This window comes from Burkholderia sp. BC1, assembly GCF_052683555.1.
This window is the reverse complement of the sequence record NZ_JBQYLP010000006.1, coordinates 35203-50997: the sequence shown is the minus strand read 5'-3', so window position 1 is coordinate 50997 and position 15795 is coordinate 35203. Positions and strand designations below refer to the sequence as shown.

The following is a 15795-nucleotide window of genomic DNA, read 5'->3' as shown; positions in this document are numbered from 1 at the left end:
TGTCTGTTAGCGTGCGTGCGAAAGATACGCGTTGAACCCGTGGTCGAGATAGGCGTTGAGCGGCAGGTCGTCGCTGAGCATGGCCGCGTCGATGTCGGCGAGCTCGGCGGTGCGCTGCATGTCTTCCCAGTACGCGATGCCGACGAGCCCGGCCAGCAGCAGCGCGAGCGGCCATGCGCGCAGCAGGCGGCGCGCGAACGACGCCTGCGGACGGTTCGCGCGGACGGGCGCATGCGCGCCGGCCGCACCGGCGAAGGCGGGGACGAACACCGGTGCGGTAGCCGCTTCGGGTTTCTTGCGCGCGAGCGCGGCGCGGCGGGCCGCGGCCAGCCGCTCGGTGGTGGCGCCGGGCAGCGCGGCCGCGCGCTCGTCGAGCGCGCGACGCACCTTCAGCGCGAATTCGAGTTCTCGGTTTGCGGGAGCGGAGCTCATAGCGTGATTCCTTTGGCCTTGAGCGCTAGCGCCAGGGCGTGGGTGGCTCGCGAGCAATGCGTCTTGACGCTGCCTTCGGAGCATCCCATCGCGGCTGCAGTCTCGGCGACATCCATATCTTCCCAGTAACGCATCAGGAACGCTTCCCGTTGACGCGCCGGCAATTTCTGGATCTCTTCGTCGATCAGGGCCAGAACCTGTTCACGCTCGAGGCGGTGCTCGCTGCTCTCCACGCCGGGATTGTCGTCCGCGGTTTCGAGCGTTTCGAGCGGGTCGAAATCGTCGTCGTCGGTGGTATTGAGCGACGAGAACAGCGTGACCCACGTGTTGCGGACCTTCTGCCGGCGAAACCAGTCGTGGATCGCGTTCTGCAGAATCCGCTGGAACAGCAGCGGCAGCTCGGCCGCCGGCCGGTCGCCGTATTTCTCCGCCAGCTTGATCATCGCGTCCTGCACGATGTCCAGCGACGCATCGTCGTCACGCACCGCGTACGCAGCCTGCTTGAACGCGCGCCTTTCGACGCCCGCCAGAAAGTCGGCGAGTTCCTTGTCTGATGCCATTCCGTGAAGGTATGCGCTGCGGACCGCTGCGTGGTGTGAAAGGTCGAAAAATTTCGTAAAACCCGCGGATGCTAACAAATTTTCGCGCCGCTTGGCACCGACGCGCGGCGTACGCGTTGTGCGCGAGCCGCGCCGGCCGTGCGTGCCCGGCCGCGCATGATGCGCTGCGGGATATTTTGCTTGACGGCGCATCGGCGAGCCGCTATCGTCGGCGATTCGCAACATGAAGTGATGGTCTCATTTGAGGCTGGCCCATGAAGCCCGCCCTTCAACTGGACGCGCCGCTTGAACCCGAGCCACAAGCCCGGCAGAGAGCACCCGATCAATTTTTTGCCGAAAATTCGAAAGGTCAAAATGAACATGCCCAGCGCGGAATTCTCCACGTCGGAACCCCTTTCCCCTCCCGATAGCGACTCCATCGGCGCCACCGTGCTCATGAAGGCACTGGCCGACGAAAACGTCGAATTCATCTGGGGCTATCCCGGCGGCTCGGTTCTCTATATCTACGACGAGCTTTACAAGCAGGACAAGATTCAGCACGTGCTGGTGCGCCACGAACAGGCGGCCGTGCACGCAGCCGATGCGTATGCGCGCTCCACCGGCAAGGTCGGCGTGTGCCTCGTGACGTCGGGCCCCGGCGTGACGAACGCGGTCACCGGCATCGCGACGGCCTACATGGATTCGATCCCGATGGTCGTGATCAGCGGCCAGGTGCCCACCGCCGCGATCGGCCAGGACGCGTTCCAGGAATGCGATACGGTCGGCATCACGCGTCCGTGCGTGAAGCACAACTTCCTCGTGAAGGACGTGCGCGACCTCGCGGAGACCGTCAAGAAGGCGTTCTACATCGCACGCACCGGCCGTCCGGGCCCGGTGCTGATCGACATCCCGAAGGACATCTCGAAGACGCCGTGCCAGTACGAGCCCGTCAAGAGCGTGTCGCTGCGTTCGTATAACCCCGTCACGAAGGGCCACTCGGGCCAGATCCGCAAGGCCGTGTCGCTGCTGCTGTCGGCCAAGCGTCCGTACATCTATACGGGCGGCGGCATCATCCTCGCCGATGCGTCGCGCGAGCTGAACCAGTTCGCGGATCTGCTCGGCTATCCGGTCACGAACACGCTGATGGGCCTCGGCGGCTATCGCGCCTCCGACAAGAAATTCCTCGGCATGCTCGGCATGCACGGCACGTACGAAGCCAACATGGCGATGCAGCACTGCGACGTGCTGATCGCGATCGGCGCACGCTTCGACGATCGCGTGATCGGCGATCCGGCGCACTTCGCATCGCGTCCGCGCAAGATCATCCACATCGACATCGACCCGTCGTCGATCTCGAAGCGCGTGAAGGTCGACATCCCGATCGTCGGCGACGTGAAGGAAGTGCTGAAGGAACTGATCGAGCAGCTGCAGACGGCCGAGCACGGCCCCGACACCGAAGCGCTCGCGCAATGGTGGAAGGACATCGAGAGCTGGCGCGCGAAGGACTGCCTGAAGTACGACCGCGAGAGCGAGATCATCAAGCCGCAGTACGTGGTCGAGAAGGCGTGGGAGCTGACGGACGGCAACGCGTTCGTGTGCTCCGACGTCGGCCAGCACCAGATGTGGGCTGCGCAGTTCTACCGTTTCAACAAGCCGCGCCGCTGGATCAATTCCGGCGGGCTCGGCACGATGGGCTTCGGCCTGCCGGCGGCGATGGGCGTCAAGATGGCGCACCCGGACGACGACGTGCTGTGCATCACGGGCGAAGGCTCGATCCAGATGTGCATCCAGGAACTGTCGACCTGCCTGCAGTACGACACGCCCGTGAAGATCATTTCGCTGAACAACCGCTACCTCGGCATGGTCCGCCAGTGGCAGCAGATCGAATACAGCAAGCGCTATTCGCATTCGTACATGGATGCGCTGCCCGATTTCGTGAAGCTCGCCGAAGCGTACGGCCACGTCGGGATGCGGATCGAAAAGACTTCGGATGTGGAGCCGGCGCTGAAGGAAGCGCTGCGCCTGAAGGACCGCACCGTGTTTCTCGACTTCCAGACCGATCCGACCGAAAACGTCTGGCCGATGGTCCAGGCCGGCAAGGGCATCACGGAGATGCTGCTCGGATCGGAAGATCTGTAACGGCGCGACGCGCGCAGCGCGCGAGGCGGCCGCCTTCACGAAGGGCGGTGCGGCACCGGGCGGCGCGCGGCGCGAGTGAATCGACACGGACACATTCTGGAAGAAGCGAACATGAGACACATCATTTCCGTCCTGCTGGAAAACGAACCGGGCGCGCTGTCGCGCGTGGTCGGTCTGTTTTCCGCACGCGGCTACAACATCGAAACCTTGACGGTGGCGCCGACCGAAGACCAATCGCTGTCGCGGCTCACCATCGTATCCATTGGCTCCGACGACGTGATCGAACAGATCACGAAGCATCTGAACCGCCTGATCGAGGTGGTGAAAGTGGTGGACCTGACCGACGGTGCACACATCGAACGCGAGCTGATGCTGATCAAGGTCCGTGCAGTGGGCAAGGAGCGCGAAGAAATGAAGCGGATGTCGGATATTTTCCGCGGCCGCATCATCGACGTGACCGAGAAGACCTACACGATCGAATTGACGGGCGCGAGCGACAAGCTCGACGCATTCATCCAGGGGCTGGACGCGGGTGCGATCCTCGAGACCGTGCGCACCGGCAGCTCCGGCATCGGACGGGGCGAGCGCATCCTGAAGGTGTGATGCCGGGCGGTACGCCGCACGGCACGCCGGGTGCGCCGTCAGGTCCCGGCCCGCAGTACTCCATTTGAACGAATCGTTGAATTTTTGAATTAGCGAAGGAACCACCATGAACGTTTTCTACGACAAAGACGCCGACCTCTCCCTCATCAAGGGCAAGCAAGTCACGATCATCGGCTACGGCTCGCAAGGCCACGCACACGCACTGAACCTGAAGGACAGCGGCGTGAACGTGACGGTCGGTCTGCGCAAGGGTGGCGCGTCGTGGAGCAAGGCCGAGAACGCGGGCCTCGCGGTGAAGGAAATCGCGGAAGCGGTGAAGGGCGCCGACGTCGTGATGATGCTGCTGCCGGACGAGCAGATCGCCGACGTCTACGCGAAGGAAGTGCATGCGAACATCAAGCAGGGCGCGGCGCTCGCATTCGCGCACGGCTTCAACGTCCATTACGGCCAGGTGATCCCGCGCGCCGACCTCGACGTGATCATGATCGCGCCGAAGGCACCGGGCCACACCGTGCGCGGCACGTACTCGCAAGGTGGCGGCGTGCCGCACCTGATCGCCGTGGCGCAGAACAAGTCGGGCGCGGCGCGCGACATCGCGCTGTCGTACGCGGCAGCGAACGGCGGCGGCCGTGCCGGCATCATCGAGACGAACTTCCGTGAAGAGACGGAAACCGACCTGTTCGGCGAGCAGGCCGTGCTGTGCGGCGGTACCGTCGAGCTGATCAAGGCCGGCTTCGAAACGCTGGTCGAAGCGGGCTACGCGCCGGAAATGGCGTACTTCGAATGCCTGCACGAGCTGAAGCTGATCGTCGACCTGATCTACGAAGGCGGCATCGCGAACATGAACTACTCGATCTCGAACAACGCCGAGTACGGCGAGTACGTGACGGGCCCGCGCGTCGTCACCGAAGAGACGAAGAAGGCGATGAAGCAGTGCCTGACCGACATCCAGACCGGCGAATACGCGAAGAGCTTCATTCTGGAAAACAAGGCGGGCGCACCGACGCTGCAGTCGCGTCGCCGCCTGACGGCCGAGCACCAGATCGAGCAGGTCGGCGCGAAGCTGCGCGCGATGATGCCGTGGATCGCGAAGAACAAGCTCGTCGACCAGACGAAGAACTAAGCACCGCGTGCTGTTCCGGCCCTTCGAACGGAGGGTCGGTGTCAAAAAGCCGCCCGAAGGCAGCAGTGCCCCGGGCGGCTTTTGCTATGCTACGTGCTTTGCAATTCACCGAACACAGAACGAATCCATGAACTATCCTCATCCGATCATCGCGCGCGAAGGCTGGCCGTTCATCGCGATTGCAGCCGTCATCGCGCTGTTGATCCATGCCGTCGGGGGCTTCGGCTTCGCGTGGCCGTTCTGGCTCCTGCTCGTTTTCGTCGTCCAGTTCTTCCGCGATCCGCAGCGCCCGATCCCGGCGCAGCCGAATGCGGTGCTGTGCCCCGCGGACGGCCGCATCGTCGCGGTCGAGACCGCGCACGATCCGTATGCGAACCGCGAAGCGCTGAAGATCAGCGTGTTCATGAATGTCTTCAACGTGCACTCGCAGCGTTCGCCCGTCGACGGCGCGATCACGAAGGTCGAATACTTCCCGGGCGCGTTCCTGAACGCGGCGATCGACAAGGCGTCGACGGAAAACGAGCGCAACGCGGTCGTGATCCAGACGGCAAGCGGCAAGACCGTGACGTCCGTGCAGATCGCCGGCCTCATCGCGCGCCGGATTCTCTGCTACGTGCGTGCCGGCGAGCCGCTGTCGCGCGGTCAGCGCTACGGTTTCATCCGCTTCGGTTCGCGCGTCGACGTGTATCTGCCGCTCGGCAGCCGCGCGAAGGTGTCGATCGGCGAGAAGGTGTACGCGTCGTCGACGATCCTCGCCGAGCTCGAACAGTAAGCGGCGAGGCGCACGATGGCCGCATTCAAACCGCGCCGCCCGCGCAACGGCGTCAACCAGCCGCCGCGCTCGTTCCGCCGCAACAAGGCGCTCACGCCCGAGCCGGCACCGATCGAGAGCCGCCGCGCCGCGCGCCAGCGGTTCCTGAAGACGCGCGGCATCTATCTGCTGCCGAACGCGTTCACGACGGCCGCGCTGTTCTGCGGCTTTTTCGCGGTCGTGCAGGCGATGAACGTGCGGTTCGAAATCGCCGCGATCGCGATCTTCGTCGCGATGGTGCTCGACGGGATGGACGGCCGCGTCGCGCGGATGACGCATACGCAGAGCGCCTTCGGCGAGCAATTCGACAGCCTGTCGGACATGGTGTCGTTCGGCGTCGCGCCGGCGCTCGTGATGTACGAGTGGGTGCTGAAGGATCTCGGCCGCTGGGGCTGGCTCGCCGCATTCGTCTACTGCTCGGGCGCCGCGCTGCGTCTCGCGCGTTTCAACACGAATATCGGCGTCGTCGACAAGCGTTTCTTCCAGGGCCTGCCGAGCCCCGCCGCCGCCGCGCTGATTGCCGGTTTCGTCTGGCTCGCGACCGACAACCGCGTGCCGATGAAGCTCGGCTGGCTGCCGTGGGTCGCGTTCGCGCTGACGATCTACGCAGGCGTGACGATGGTGTCGAACGCGCCGTTCTACAGCGGCAAGGCGCTCGACGTTCGCCACCGCGTGCCGTTCGCGGCGATCCTGCTCGTCGTCGTCGCGTTCGTGCTGGTGTCGTCCGATCCGCCGCTGATGCTGTTCTGCCTGTTCGTGCTGTACGGGCTGTCCGGCTACGTGTTCTGGGCCTACATGGCCGTACGCGGACGCGCCAATCCCGCGCGCTCGTCGCAGCGCGATCACTGACGCATCGCGCTGCATGCAACGGCGGCCTCGAGGCCGCCGTTTTTATTTGTCCCTTTTTCGGTTGCGTGCGCGTCGGGCTTCGGGCGCCGTCCGATTGCGTACGTCGCGGAATGCCGCTATAGTCTCCGGCATGACTGCGTTCTCCCGCCTCTCCCTCCTTCTAGCCGGTGCGCCGCTACGCGCGCTAGCTTCGGCGCGCCTGCCGCGCTGACCGTTCTCGCCCTCCGTCAAGCCTCGTCTGTTGTTGAGCGTCGCCAGCGGTGGCGCGATCTCATTACGTTGACTTCCGTATAAAGAGCCCTGGAGCCTCCCCATGACAGACAAGCTGATCATTTTCGATACGACGTTGCGTGACGGCGAGCAATCGCCCGGTGCGTCGATGACGAAGGAAGAGAAAATCCGCATCGCGAAGCATCTGGAGCGCATGAAGGTCGACGTGATCGAAGCCGGCTTCGCAGCCAGCTCGAACGGCGACTTCGACGCGATCCATACGATCGCCGGTCTCGTGAAGGACAGCACGGTCTGTTCGCTCGCGCGCGCCAACGACAAGGACATCCAGCGCGCCGCCGACGCGCTGAAGCCGGCCAACAGCTTCCGGATCCACACGTTCATCGCGACGTCGCCGCTGCACATGGAAAAGAAGCTGCGGATGACGCCCGAGCAGGTGTACGAACAGGCGCGTCTCGCCGTGCGCTTCGCGCGCAAGTTCACCGACAACGTCGAATTCTCGCCGGAGGACGGCAGCCGCTCCGACATGGACTTCCTCTGCCGCGTGCTGGAAGGCGTGATCGCCGAGGGTGCGACGACGATCAACATTACCGACACGGTCGGTTACGGCGTGCCGGAAATGTACGGCAACCTCGTGAAGACGCTGCGCGAGCGCATTCCGAACTCGGACAAGGCGATCTTCTCGGTGCACTGCCACAACGACCTCGGGATGGCCGTCGCGAACTCGCTGGCCGGCGTGATGATCGGCGGCGCGCGTCAGGTGGAATGCACGATCAACGGTCTCGGCGAGCGCGCGGGCAACACGTCGCTCGAGGAAATCGTGATGGCCGTGAAGACGCGCAAGGACTACTTCGGCCTCGACGTCGGCATCGACACGACGCAGATCGTGCCGACCTCGAAGCTCGTGTCGCAGATCACCGGTTTCGTCGTCCAGCCGAACAAGGCCGTGGTCGGTGCGAACGCGTTCGCCCACGCGTCCGGCATTCACCAGGACGGCGTGCTGAAGGCGCGCGACACGTACGAGATCATGCGCGCGGAAGACGTGGGCTGGACCGCGAACAAGATCGTGCTCGGCAAGCTGTCGGGCCGCAACGCGTTCAAGCAGCGTCTGCAGGAGCTCGGCGTGTCGCTCGACAGCGAAGCCGAGCTGAACGCGGCATTCATGCGCTTCAAGGACCTCGCCGATCGCAAGTCGGAAATCTTCGACGAGGACATCATCGCGATCGTCTCGCAGGAATCGGCGCTCGCGCAGGAGCAGGAGCACTTCAAGTTCGTGTCGCTGTCGCAGCATTCCGAAACGGGCGAGCAGCCGCACGCGAAGGTCGTGTTCTCGGTCGACGGCAAGGAAGTGACGGGCGAGGCACGCGGCAACGGCCCGGTCGACGCGACGCTGAACGCGATCGAGAGCGAGGTGGGCAGCGGTTCAGAGTTGCTGCTGTACTCGGTGAACGCGATCACGACCGGCACGCAGGCGCAGGGCGAAGTGACCGTGCGGCTGTCGAAGAGCGGCCGGATCGTCAACGGCGTCGGCACCGATCCCGACATCGTCGCCGCCTCGGCGAAGGCGTACATCGCCGCACTGAACAAGCTGCATTCGAAGGACGACAAGCTGAACCCGCAGCGCTCCTGAGTCTCGCGTCGAGCGCATGCCGAAACGCCCCGAGCGGCCTCGTGCCGCCGGGGCGTTTTTCATGCGCGCGTCATTCCGCGGCCGGCGCGCGGAACCCCCAGCGTCGCGGTGCGCCGCCCGGCTGCGCGTGCGGGCGGCGGAACTCGACGGCGATCCCGCGTCGCGGCGCATCGGCGATGAACGCGTCGAGCAGTTCGAGCACGTCGTGATCGATGTAGTCGGCGCGCGTCGCGTCGACGATCACGGCCGCGCGGTCCGGAATGTGCCGCAGATGGTGCTTGACCTGAACCTTGCCGAGGAACGACACGTCCTTGCGGAACGACAGCAGGAAGTGGTCGTCATGCTGCGCGAGCGTGACCGGGCTTTTCAGGTTCGCGACCGCGACCGTCAGCACGCTGCACGCGAGACCGGCCGCGATGCCGAACAGCAGATCGACGGCCAGCACGCCGGCAATCGTGGCCGCGAACGGGACGAACGCGGCCGGCCCCTGCTTGAGCACCGCACGAAACAGCGCCGGCTTCGCAAGCTTGAGACCCGTATGGATCAGGATCGCGGCGAGACTCGCGAGCGGAATCAGGTTGATCAGGCCGGTCAGCGCGAACACGCTCACGAGCAGCAGCACGCCGTGCACGACGGCCGACACGCGGCTTTGCGCGCCCGCATTAACGTTGACCGAACTGCGCACGATCACCGAGGTGATCGGCAGGCCGCCGACCGCACCGGCGACGAGATTGCCGACGCCTTGTGCCTTCAGTTCGCGATCGGGCTGCACGGGCCGGCGCTTCGGATCGATCTGCTCGACCGCTTCGAGGCACAGCAGCGTTTCGAGGCTCGCGACGACGGCCAGCGTGATCGCGACGCGCCACACGTCGGGATTGGCGAGCTGCGCGAAGTTCGGGCCGAGCTCCGCGTGCTTCAGCGACGCGGCGAACGCCGCGAACGATTCGAGCTCGGGCAGCGCCACGCGTTGCGCGGCGCCCGGCGCGACGGACGGTGCAAGTGCGCCGAGCACGAGCGTCGCGCCGATGCCGAGCATGACGACCGCGAGCGGGGCCGGCACCGCGCGCGCCCACGCAAAGCGGCGCAGCACGCTCGAATCCCAGGCGACGAGCAGCGCGAGCGACACGACGGCGATCGCGGTCGCTGCCCAGGCGGCGGGCTGAGCGGACCACGACGCAAACGATTGCGCGGATGTGCCGCCGATGCCGAGCGCGAACGGAATCTGCTTGACGATCAGCAGCACGCCGATCGCGGCGAGCATGCCCTTGATGACGGACGACGGCACGTAGGCGGCGAAGCGCCCGGCGCGCAGCATGCCGAATACGAACTGCAGCACGCCGGACAGCAGCACGGCGAGCAGGAACGCGGAGAAGCTGCCGAGCTGCGCGATGCCGTCGACGACGATCACGACGAGGCCGGCCGCCGGCCCGCTGACGGACAGCGACGAGCCGCTCAGCAGCGCGACGACGATGCCGCCGACGATGCCCGACATCAGTCCGGCGAACGGTTCGACGCCGGAGGCGTTCGCGATGCCGAGGCAGAGCGGCAGCGCGACGAGGAATACGACAATGCCGGCGACGATGTCGCGCGGCACGGTAGAGAGACGCTCGTTGAGTTTCATGATGGGCGATGTTGAGGGCGAGGAAAGGGGCATCAGCCGAGCGCGTCGGCCATCGCGGCCGGCGCGGCGGCGGGATCGGCGGTGGCTGCCGCATATCCGGAATCGAGCTCCTTCAGGCGGCCGTCGGCGAGCGAGAAGATCCAGCCGTGTACGAGCGGTGGCCGTTCGCGTTCGCGCACGATCGGCGACGCACGCAGCAGCCGCACCTGCTCGAGCACGTTCAGTTCCGCGAGGCGATCGGCGGCGGCCGCGTCGTCGAGCCCGTCGAGCTCGTGACGATGGCGCCGCGCGAGCGAGCAGAGCGGCGCGATCCGGCGCGCGACGTGCGGCAGATCGGCGGGCGGCGGCAGCAGCGATGCGCGTACGCCGCCGCATCCGTAGTGCCCGCAGACGATCACGTGATCGACTGCGAGCACGCGCACCGCGTATTCGAGCACGCTCGCGGCGTTGTCGTCGTCCGGATGGAACAGGTTCGCGATGTTGCGATGAACGAACAGTTCGCCGGGCGCGCAATGCGTGATCGTCTCGGCCGGCACGCGGCTGTCCGAGCAGCCGATCCACAGCACGCGCGGGTTCTGTCCGCGCGCGAGCGCGTCGAAGAAGCCGGGCGTGCGTTCGCGCGTTTCGCGCGCCCAGGCGATGTTGGCAACCAGCATGCTCTTGGGGCGGTTCATCAGGACTCCTTTTATATCGAGACAGGGAAATATCGCTCAAAGCGACGCATCGACATGCTTTCTGAATTGAAAGGTTGGTTTCGACTGATATTAGGGGTATGCCCTAGCGCTTCGGGTGAGGAGAAACAAATTGTTTCAAATTGACGTATCGAGGTGCATCGGCGCACCAAAGCAACGCATGCAATCGCGACGACGGCGGTCGCCGCGGGAAGCCCGCCATACAAAGCGTCGCGGCCGAACGCGCGGCCGCGAGCACGCGAAAGCTGCGACGCGCGATTGAATCGAGCGGTGAAATAAAGCAAATGGCCATTCACGATCGCTTGTGAATGGCCATTTCGAAAAAGCGGCGGAAAAATCGTCCGGAAATGAATCGGCGCGATTCAGAACAGATTGCGGCGATCGGGGTCGTGCAGCGGATCGGGCGTCTTTTGCGTCATGCGCAGAATGCCCTGCGGATCGAAATAGAAGCTGTACATCAGGTACCAGACGTTGTCCTCGAGATACCGGTACGTCCACACCTCGCGCTTCATCAGCGGGAAATACGACGTCTCGACCGGGCGGCCGAAGTTGACGAGCACGTCCGTCTTCGTCCACTTGCCGATCTCGGCGCGATAGAACTCGCTCGGCTGCAGCACCTGGCGGACGTTGACGATCTTGCCCGCCGCGTCGACGTCGGCCGCGACGGTGATTTCGCCCATCGGCTGCGTCGGCCACATCAGCCGCTTGCCGCCGTCGGGCAGGTCGTAGATCTCGCGCGGCGGGCCCATGCGGGCGACGATCGCCGACGAGTCCTGACCGGCCTGGTATTGCTGCCACGGTTGCGCGCAACCGGCCAGCAGCGCCGCCGCACAGGCGAGCAGGACCGGCAGGCGCGCGGGAATGCGAATGCGCATCGGGATTCTCCAGTACACGGGAAAACAGTCCAGTTGTATCACGGACGGCGCGCGCCGGCGCGCGGCGTTGGAAAAAATCGGTGCGGATCGGCGACGCGGCCGGCCGCTTGCCGGCGCGCGGGCTGCGGGCCTATGATTCGGCGCTTCTCGGAACGGATCGAAGGGCGGAAAACCGATGCACGGATGGAAGCGTTGCGCGCTCGCATGGAGCGCCGGATGGACGATCGCGGCGTCCGCGTTCGCGGGCGGCGAGCCGGTGCGGATCGCGCTGATCGAAGGGATGTCCGGGCCGTTCGCGAATGCGGGGGCGGCGGTCGAGCGCAACCTGCGGTTCGGTGTCGAGCAGGTTAACGCGGCGGGCGGCGTGAAGCTGCGCGACGGCGCGCATCCGCTCGAGCTCGTCGTACTCGACAGCAAGGGCAGCCCCGAAGAGGCGCTGATGCAGCTGCGCGCGGCCGCCGACCGGCACATCGGCTTCGTCGCGCAGGGCAACAGCTCGGCCGTCGCGGCCGCGCTCGTGGCGGCGCTCGACAAGCAGAATGCGCGCGATCCCGACAACCGCATGCTGTTCCTGAACTATTCGGCCGACGATCCGGCGCTGACCGGCGCGCGCTGCAGCTTCTGGCACTTTCGCTTCGACGCGCACGCGGGCATGCGGATGGCCGCGCTGGCCGACGTGATGGCGCGCGACCCGGCGCTGCGCAACGTGTACCTGCTGAACCAGGACTACAGCTTCGGGCGCGACGTCAGCGCGCTCGCGCGGCAGACGCTCGCGGCGCGCCGTGCGGACGTGCGCATCGTCGGCGACGAATTCCATCCGATCGGCCGCATCAAGGATTTCTCGCCGTATGTCGCGAAGATTCGCGCGAGCGGCGCCGACGCGGTCGTGACCGGCAACTGGGGCAACGATCTGACGCTGCTCGTGAAGGCGGCGCGCGAGCAGGGGCTGAACGCGAAGTTCTACACGTTCTACGGCAACAGCCTCGGCGCGCCGGCCGCGCTCGGCGACGCGGGCGTCGCGCGCGTGGTGGCGGTCGCCGACTGGCATCCGAACGTCGGCGGCGCGAAATCCGACGCGTTCTACCGCGCGTTTCGCGCCCGTTTTCCGGCGGCGCAGGACGACTACCCGGTGCGCCGCATGAGCGAGATGATCGAAATGCTCGCCGCCGCGATGAACCGCGCGGGCTCGGCCGACCCGGTCGCCGTCGCGCGTGCGCTGGAGGGCCTGTCGTTCGACGACGGCTTTCATCCGGCGCGGATGCGCGCGCAGGACCACCAGCTGATCCAGCCCCTTTACGTGATGGAAATGGACAAGGCCGGCACGCCGGGCGTGCGCTTCGACAACGAAGGCTCGGGGTACGGGTTCCGGACCGTGCTCGCCGTGCCGGCGGCGCGCACGGAGGCGCTGTCGACCTGCTCGATGAAGCGCCCGTGACCGCAAGCGCTTAGGCGCGACGCGGAGTTGTGCTACAATGCGCGCCGGTTGTAAGTCACGGCACGGCCATTCTTCCGTGTCCGCCTGTTTAGTTTGAAAGGAAATCACATGTCTGTTGCAGATATCAAGAAGTCGGAAGTCGTTGCTCAGTTCGCCCGCGGTACCAACGACACGGGTTCGCCCGAAGTCCAGGTCGCACTGCTGACCGCACGTATCGTCGAACTGACGGGTCACTTCAAGACCCACGCGAAGGATCACCACAGCCGCCGCGGCCTGCTGCGCATGGTGAGCCGTCGCCGCAAGCTGCTCGACTACCTCAAGGGCAAGGACGCCGACCGTTACCGCGCGCTGATCGAGAAGCTGGGTCTGCGTAAGTAATCGCGGGGCGATTGCCGCCAGCAAGATGCCTGTGTCAGTCCGCTGATGCAGGCATTTTGTTTTTGCGCGGTGCGTAGCGTCACGCGCACCGCAGGCAGTCAGGCCGTTCTCGGCGGGCTGCCGCAACGATCGATGCCGGGGTCGGGATTTGTGTCATTCCAGCGCGCCGCTTTGCGAGCGCCGCGCTGGAATGGCATAAAAAACACACCTTGCTCCGGGTGATTCGGTCGGGACGCCGCCGCGCGGGATGACCGGCGCGGCGAACGAAATGCATGAATACAAAGGAGCAACCATGTCCATGTTCAACAAGGTCGTGAAGGAATTCCAGTGGGGCCAGCACAAGGTGCGCCTCGAAACCGGTGAAATCGCGCGCCAGGCGAGCGGCGCGGTGATCGTCGACGTCGAGGACACCGTCGTGCTCGCGACCGTCGTCGGCGCGAAGTCGGCGAAGCCGGGCCAGGACTTCTTCCCGCTGACCGTCGACTACATCGAAAAGACCTATTCGGCCGGCAAGATCCCGGGCGGCTTCTTCCGTCGCGAAGGTCGTCCGTCGGAGCACGAAACGCTGACGTCGCGCCTGATCGACCGTCCGCTGCGCCCGCTGTTCCCGGAAGGCTTCTACAACGAAGTGCAGGTCGTGATCCACGTGCTGTCGGTGAACCCGGAAATCCCGGCCGACATCCCCGCGCTGATCGGCGCATCGGCCGCGCTCGCCGTGTCCGGCCTGCCGTTCAACGGCCCGGTCGGCGCTGCGCGCGTCGCGTACGTGAACGACCAGTACGTGCTGAACCCGACCCGCGAGCAGCTCAAGTCCTCGCGTCTCGACCTCGTCGTCGCCGGCACCGAGCGTGCGGTGCTGATGGTCGAATCGGAAGCCGATCAACTGCCGGAAGAGGTGATGCTCGGTGCCGTCGTGTTCGGCCACGAGCAGATGCAAACCGCGATCGACGCGATCCACGAGCTCGTGCGCGACGGCGGCAAGCCCGAGTGGGACTGGCAGCCGGCGCCGAAGGACGAGGCGCTGATCGCCCGCGTGACGGAAATCGCGCAGCCGGAACTGCTCGCCGCGTACCAGATCCGCGACAAGCAGGCGCGTTCGACGAAGCTGAAGGAAGTGTACGCAGCGACGTCCGCGAAGCTGGAAGAGGATGCGCTGGCGGCCGGCACGGTCGCGGCCGACAAGGCCACGGTCGGCAACATCCTGTTCGATCTCGAAGCGAAGATCGTCCGCGGCCAGATCCTGAACGGCGAGCCGCGTATCGACGGCCGCGACACGCGCACCGTGCGTCCGATCGAGATCCGCACGGGCGTGCTGCCGCGCACGCACGGCTCCGCGCTGTTCACGCGCGGCGAGACGCAGGCGCTCGTCGTCGCGACGCTCGGCACGAAGGGTGACGAGCAGATCATCGACGCGCTCGAAGGCGAATACCGCGAGCGCTTCATGCTCCACTACAACATGCCGCCGTTCGCGACCGGCGAAACGGGCCGCGTCGGCTCGCCGAAGCGCCGCGAGATCGGTCACGGCCGCCTCGCGAAGCGCGCGCTCGTCGCGTGCCTGCCGAGCGCCGAAGAGTTCGGCTACTCGATTCGCGTCGTGTCGGAAATCACCGAGTCGAACGGTTCGTCGTCGATGGCATCGGTGTGCGGCGGCTGCCTCGCGCTGATGGACGCCGGCGTGCCGATGAAGGCGCACGTCGCGGGCATCGCGATGGGCCTGATCCTCGAAGGCAACAAGTTCGCGGTGCTGACCGACATCCTCGGCGACGAAGATCACCTCGGCGACATGGACTTCAAGGTCGCGGGCACCGCGCAGGGCGTGACCGCGCTGCAGATGGACATCAAGATCCAGGGCATCACGAAGGAAATCATGCAGGTCGCGCTCGCGCAGGCGAAGGAAGGCCGCATGCACATCCTCGGCAAGATGACGGAAGCGGTGGCCGGCGCGAACACGCAGCTGTCCGAATTCGCACCGCGCATGATCACGATCAAGATCAACCCGGAAAAGATCCGCGACGTGATCGGCAAGGGCGGCTCGGTGATCCGCGCGCTGACCGAAGAAACGGGCACGACGATCGACATCTCCGACGACGGCGTCGTGACGATCGCGAGCACGAGCAGCGAAGGCATGGCCGAAGCGAAGAAGCGCATCGAGAACATCACGGCCGAGATCGAAGTCGGTCAGGTGTACGAAGGCACGGTGCTGAAGCTGCTCGATTTCGGCGCGATCGTGAACCTGCTGCCGGGCAAGGACGGCCTGCTGCACATCTCGGAAATCGTCAACGAGCGCGTGAAGGACATCAACGACTACCTGAAGGAAGGTCAGCAGGTGAAGGTCAAGGTGATCCAGACGGACGAGAAGGGTCGCGTGCGTCTGTCGGCGAAGGCGCTGCTGAACGAAGCAGCGGCTGCGGCGCAGTCCGATACGCCGCCGCAGCAGTAA

Annotated in this window: 14 protein-coding genes; 9 read left to right on the top strand and 5 right to left on the bottom strand. The window is 65.6% G+C overall.

Going from position 1 to position 15795, the window contains the following annotated elements:
• Positions 1 to 6 precede the first annotated feature (6 nt).
• Together ACSHSS_RS04855 and ACSHSS_RS04850 are read right to left on the bottom strand one after the other, a co-directional pair.
• Complete coding sequence (locus tag ACSHSS_RS04855; protein ID WP_006398778.1) at positions 7 to 432, bottom strand: DUF3619 family protein; 426 nt, start codon at positions 430 to 432, stop codon at positions 7 to 9.
• Positions 429 to 992 carry an RNA polymerase sigma factor gene (locus tag ACSHSS_RS04850; protein WP_012213003.1) on the bottom strand — a complete coding sequence of 188 codons (564 nt, stop codon included), beginning with the start codon at positions 990 to 992 and terminating at the stop codon, positions 429 to 431. Before ACSHSS_RS04850 ends, ACSHSS_RS04855 begins: the two co-directional genes overlap by 4 nt.
• Before the next feature lie 354 nt (positions 993 to 1346).
• Between ACSHSS_RS04850 and ACSHSS_RS04845 the strand changes: the two genes are divergently transcribed.
• From ACSHSS_RS04845 to ACSHSS_RS04820, 6 genes are all read left to right on the top strand, one after another.
• Positions 1347 to 3110 carry an acetolactate synthase 3 catalytic subunit gene (locus tag ACSHSS_RS04845; protein ID WP_035488715.1) on the top strand — a complete coding sequence of 588 codons (1764 nt, stop codon included), beginning with the start codon at positions 1347 to 1349 and terminating at the stop codon, positions 3108 to 3110.
• Positions 3111 to 3221: 111 nt separating this feature from the next.
• Positions 3222 to 3713, top strand: a complete 492-nt coding sequence (gene ilvN, locus ACSHSS_RS04840) for an acetolactate synthase small subunit (RefSeq protein ID WP_006398781.1) — start codon at positions 3222 to 3224, stop codon at positions 3711 to 3713.
• A gap of 106 nt (positions 3714 to 3819) precedes the next feature.
• Positions 3820 to 4836 carry a ketol-acid reductoisomerase gene (gene ilvC / locus ACSHSS_RS04835; RefSeq protein WP_006398782.1) on the top strand — a complete coding sequence of 339 codons (1017 nt, stop codon included), beginning with the start codon at positions 3820 to 3822 and terminating at the stop codon, positions 4834 to 4836.
• A 127-nt stretch (positions 4837 to 4963) separates the two neighbouring features.
• Positions 4964 to 5608, top strand: a complete 645-nt coding sequence (locus ACSHSS_RS04830) for a phosphatidylserine decarboxylase (RefSeq protein ID WP_006398783.1) — start codon at positions 4964 to 4966, stop codon at positions 5606 to 5608.
• 15 nt (positions 5609 to 5623) lie between these two features.
• Entirely contained in the window at positions 5624 to 6496 is an 873-nt protein-coding gene (pssA, locus tag ACSHSS_RS04825) for a CDP-diacylglycerol--serine O-phosphatidyltransferase (protein ID WP_006398784.1), read from the top strand.
• A gap of 313 nt (positions 6497 to 6809) precedes the next feature.
• Positions 6810 to 8354 carry a 2-isopropylmalate synthase gene (locus ACSHSS_RS04820; protein ID WP_006398785.1) on the top strand — a complete coding sequence of 515 codons (1545 nt, stop codon included), beginning with the start codon at positions 6810 to 6812 and terminating at the stop codon, positions 8352 to 8354.
• 70 nt (positions 8355 to 8424) lie between these two features.
• On the opposite strand, the gene ACSHSS_RS04815 is transcribed toward ACSHSS_RS04820, so the two are convergent.
• From ACSHSS_RS04815 to ACSHSS_RS04805, 3 genes are all read right to left on the bottom strand, one after another.
• Positions 8425 to 9975 (bottom strand): SulP family inorganic anion transporter, encoded by a 1551-nt coding sequence (locus ACSHSS_RS04815; protein ID WP_088925537.1) that lies wholly within the window; start codon positions 9973 to 9975, stop codon positions 8425 to 8427.
• A gap of 32 nt (positions 9976 to 10007) precedes the next feature.
• Positions 10008 to 10649 carry a carbonic anhydrase gene (locus ACSHSS_RS04810; RefSeq protein WP_039219380.1) on the bottom strand — a complete coding sequence of 214 codons (642 nt, stop codon included), beginning with the start codon at positions 10647 to 10649 and terminating at the stop codon, positions 10008 to 10010.
• 380 nt (positions 10650 to 11029) lie between these two features.
• Positions 11030 to 11542, bottom strand: a complete 513-nt coding sequence (locus ACSHSS_RS04805; RefSeq protein ID WP_006398789.1) for a hypothetical protein — start codon at positions 11540 to 11542, stop codon at positions 11030 to 11032.
• Positions 11543 to 11717: 175 nt separating this feature from the next.
• Between ACSHSS_RS04805 and ACSHSS_RS04800 the strand changes: the two genes are divergently transcribed.
• The 3 genes from ACSHSS_RS04800 (at position 11718) to pnp (ending at position 15795) form a co-directional block, all read left to right on the top strand.
• A complete protein-coding gene (locus tag ACSHSS_RS04800) occupies positions 11718 to 12977 on the top strand; it encodes a branched-chain amino acid ABC transporter substrate-binding protein (protein ID WP_445544620.1) in 1260 nt (419 codons plus the stop codon).
• A gap of 108 nt (positions 12978 to 13085) precedes the next feature.
• Positions 13086 to 13355 carry a 30S ribosomal protein S15 gene (gene rpsO, locus ACSHSS_RS04795; protein ID WP_006398792.1) on the top strand — a complete coding sequence of 90 codons (270 nt, stop codon included), beginning with the start codon at positions 13086 to 13088 and terminating at the stop codon, positions 13353 to 13355.
• A gap of 292 nt (positions 13356 to 13647) precedes the next feature.
• Positions 13648 to 15795, top strand: a complete 2148-nt coding sequence (gene pnp, locus ACSHSS_RS04790) for a polyribonucleotide nucleotidyltransferase (RefSeq protein ID WP_006410113.1) — start codon at positions 13648 to 13650, stop codon at positions 15793 to 15795.

Excerpts from the sequence above, each read along its gene's own strand:
- pnp (WP_006410113.1), top strand. The coding sequence starts at position 13,648 with ATGTCCATGTTCAACAAGGTCGTGAAGGAATTCCAGTGGGGCCAGCAC.
- ACSHSS_RS04855 (WP_006398778.1), bottom strand. The coding sequence starts at position 432 with ATGAGCTCCGCTCCCGCAAACCGAGAACTCGAATTCGCGCTGAAGGTG.
- ACSHSS_RS04830 (WP_006398783.1), top strand. The coding sequence starts at position 4,964 with ATGAACTATCCTCATCCGATCATCGCGCGCGAAGGCTGGCCGTTCATC.
- ACSHSS_RS04810 (WP_039219380.1), bottom strand. The coding sequence starts at position 10,649 with ATGAACCGCCCCAAGAGCATGCTGGTTGCCAACATCGCCTGGGCGCGC.
- ilvN (WP_006398781.1), top strand. The coding sequence starts at position 3,222 with ATGAGACACATCATTTCCGTCCTGCTGGAAAACGAACCGGGCGCGCTG.
- ilvC (WP_006398782.1), top strand. The coding sequence starts at position 3,820 with ATGAACGTTTTCTACGACAAAGACGCCGACCTCTCCCTCATCAAGGGC.
- ACSHSS_RS04815 (WP_088925537.1), bottom strand. The coding sequence starts at position 9,975 with ATGAAACTCAACGAGCGTCTCTCTACCGTGCCGCGCGACATCGTCGCC.
- pssA (WP_006398784.1), top strand. The coding sequence starts at position 5,624 with ATGGCCGCATTCAAACCGCGCCGCCCGCGCAACGGCGTCAACCAGCCG.
- ACSHSS_RS04805 (WP_006398789.1), bottom strand. The coding sequence starts at position 11,542 with ATGCGCATTCGCATTCCCGCGCGCCTGCCGGTCCTGCTCGCCTGTGCG.
- ACSHSS_RS04845 (WP_035488715.1), top strand. The coding sequence starts at position 1,347 with ATGAACATGCCCAGCGCGGAATTCTCCACGTCGGAACCCCTTTCCCCT.
- ACSHSS_RS04800 (WP_445544620.1), top strand. The coding sequence starts at position 11,718 with ATGCACGGATGGAAGCGTTGCGCGCTCGCATGGAGCGCCGGATGGACG.
- ACSHSS_RS04820 (WP_006398785.1), top strand. The coding sequence starts at position 6,810 with ATGACAGACAAGCTGATCATTTTCGATACGACGTTGCGTGACGGCGAG.
- rpsO (WP_006398792.1), top strand. The coding sequence starts at position 13,086 with ATGTCTGTTGCAGATATCAAGAAGTCGGAAGTCGTTGCTCAGTTCGCC.
- ACSHSS_RS04850 (WP_012213003.1), bottom strand. The coding sequence starts at position 992 with ATGGCATCAGACAAGGAACTCGCCGACTTTCTGGCGGGCGTCGAAAGG.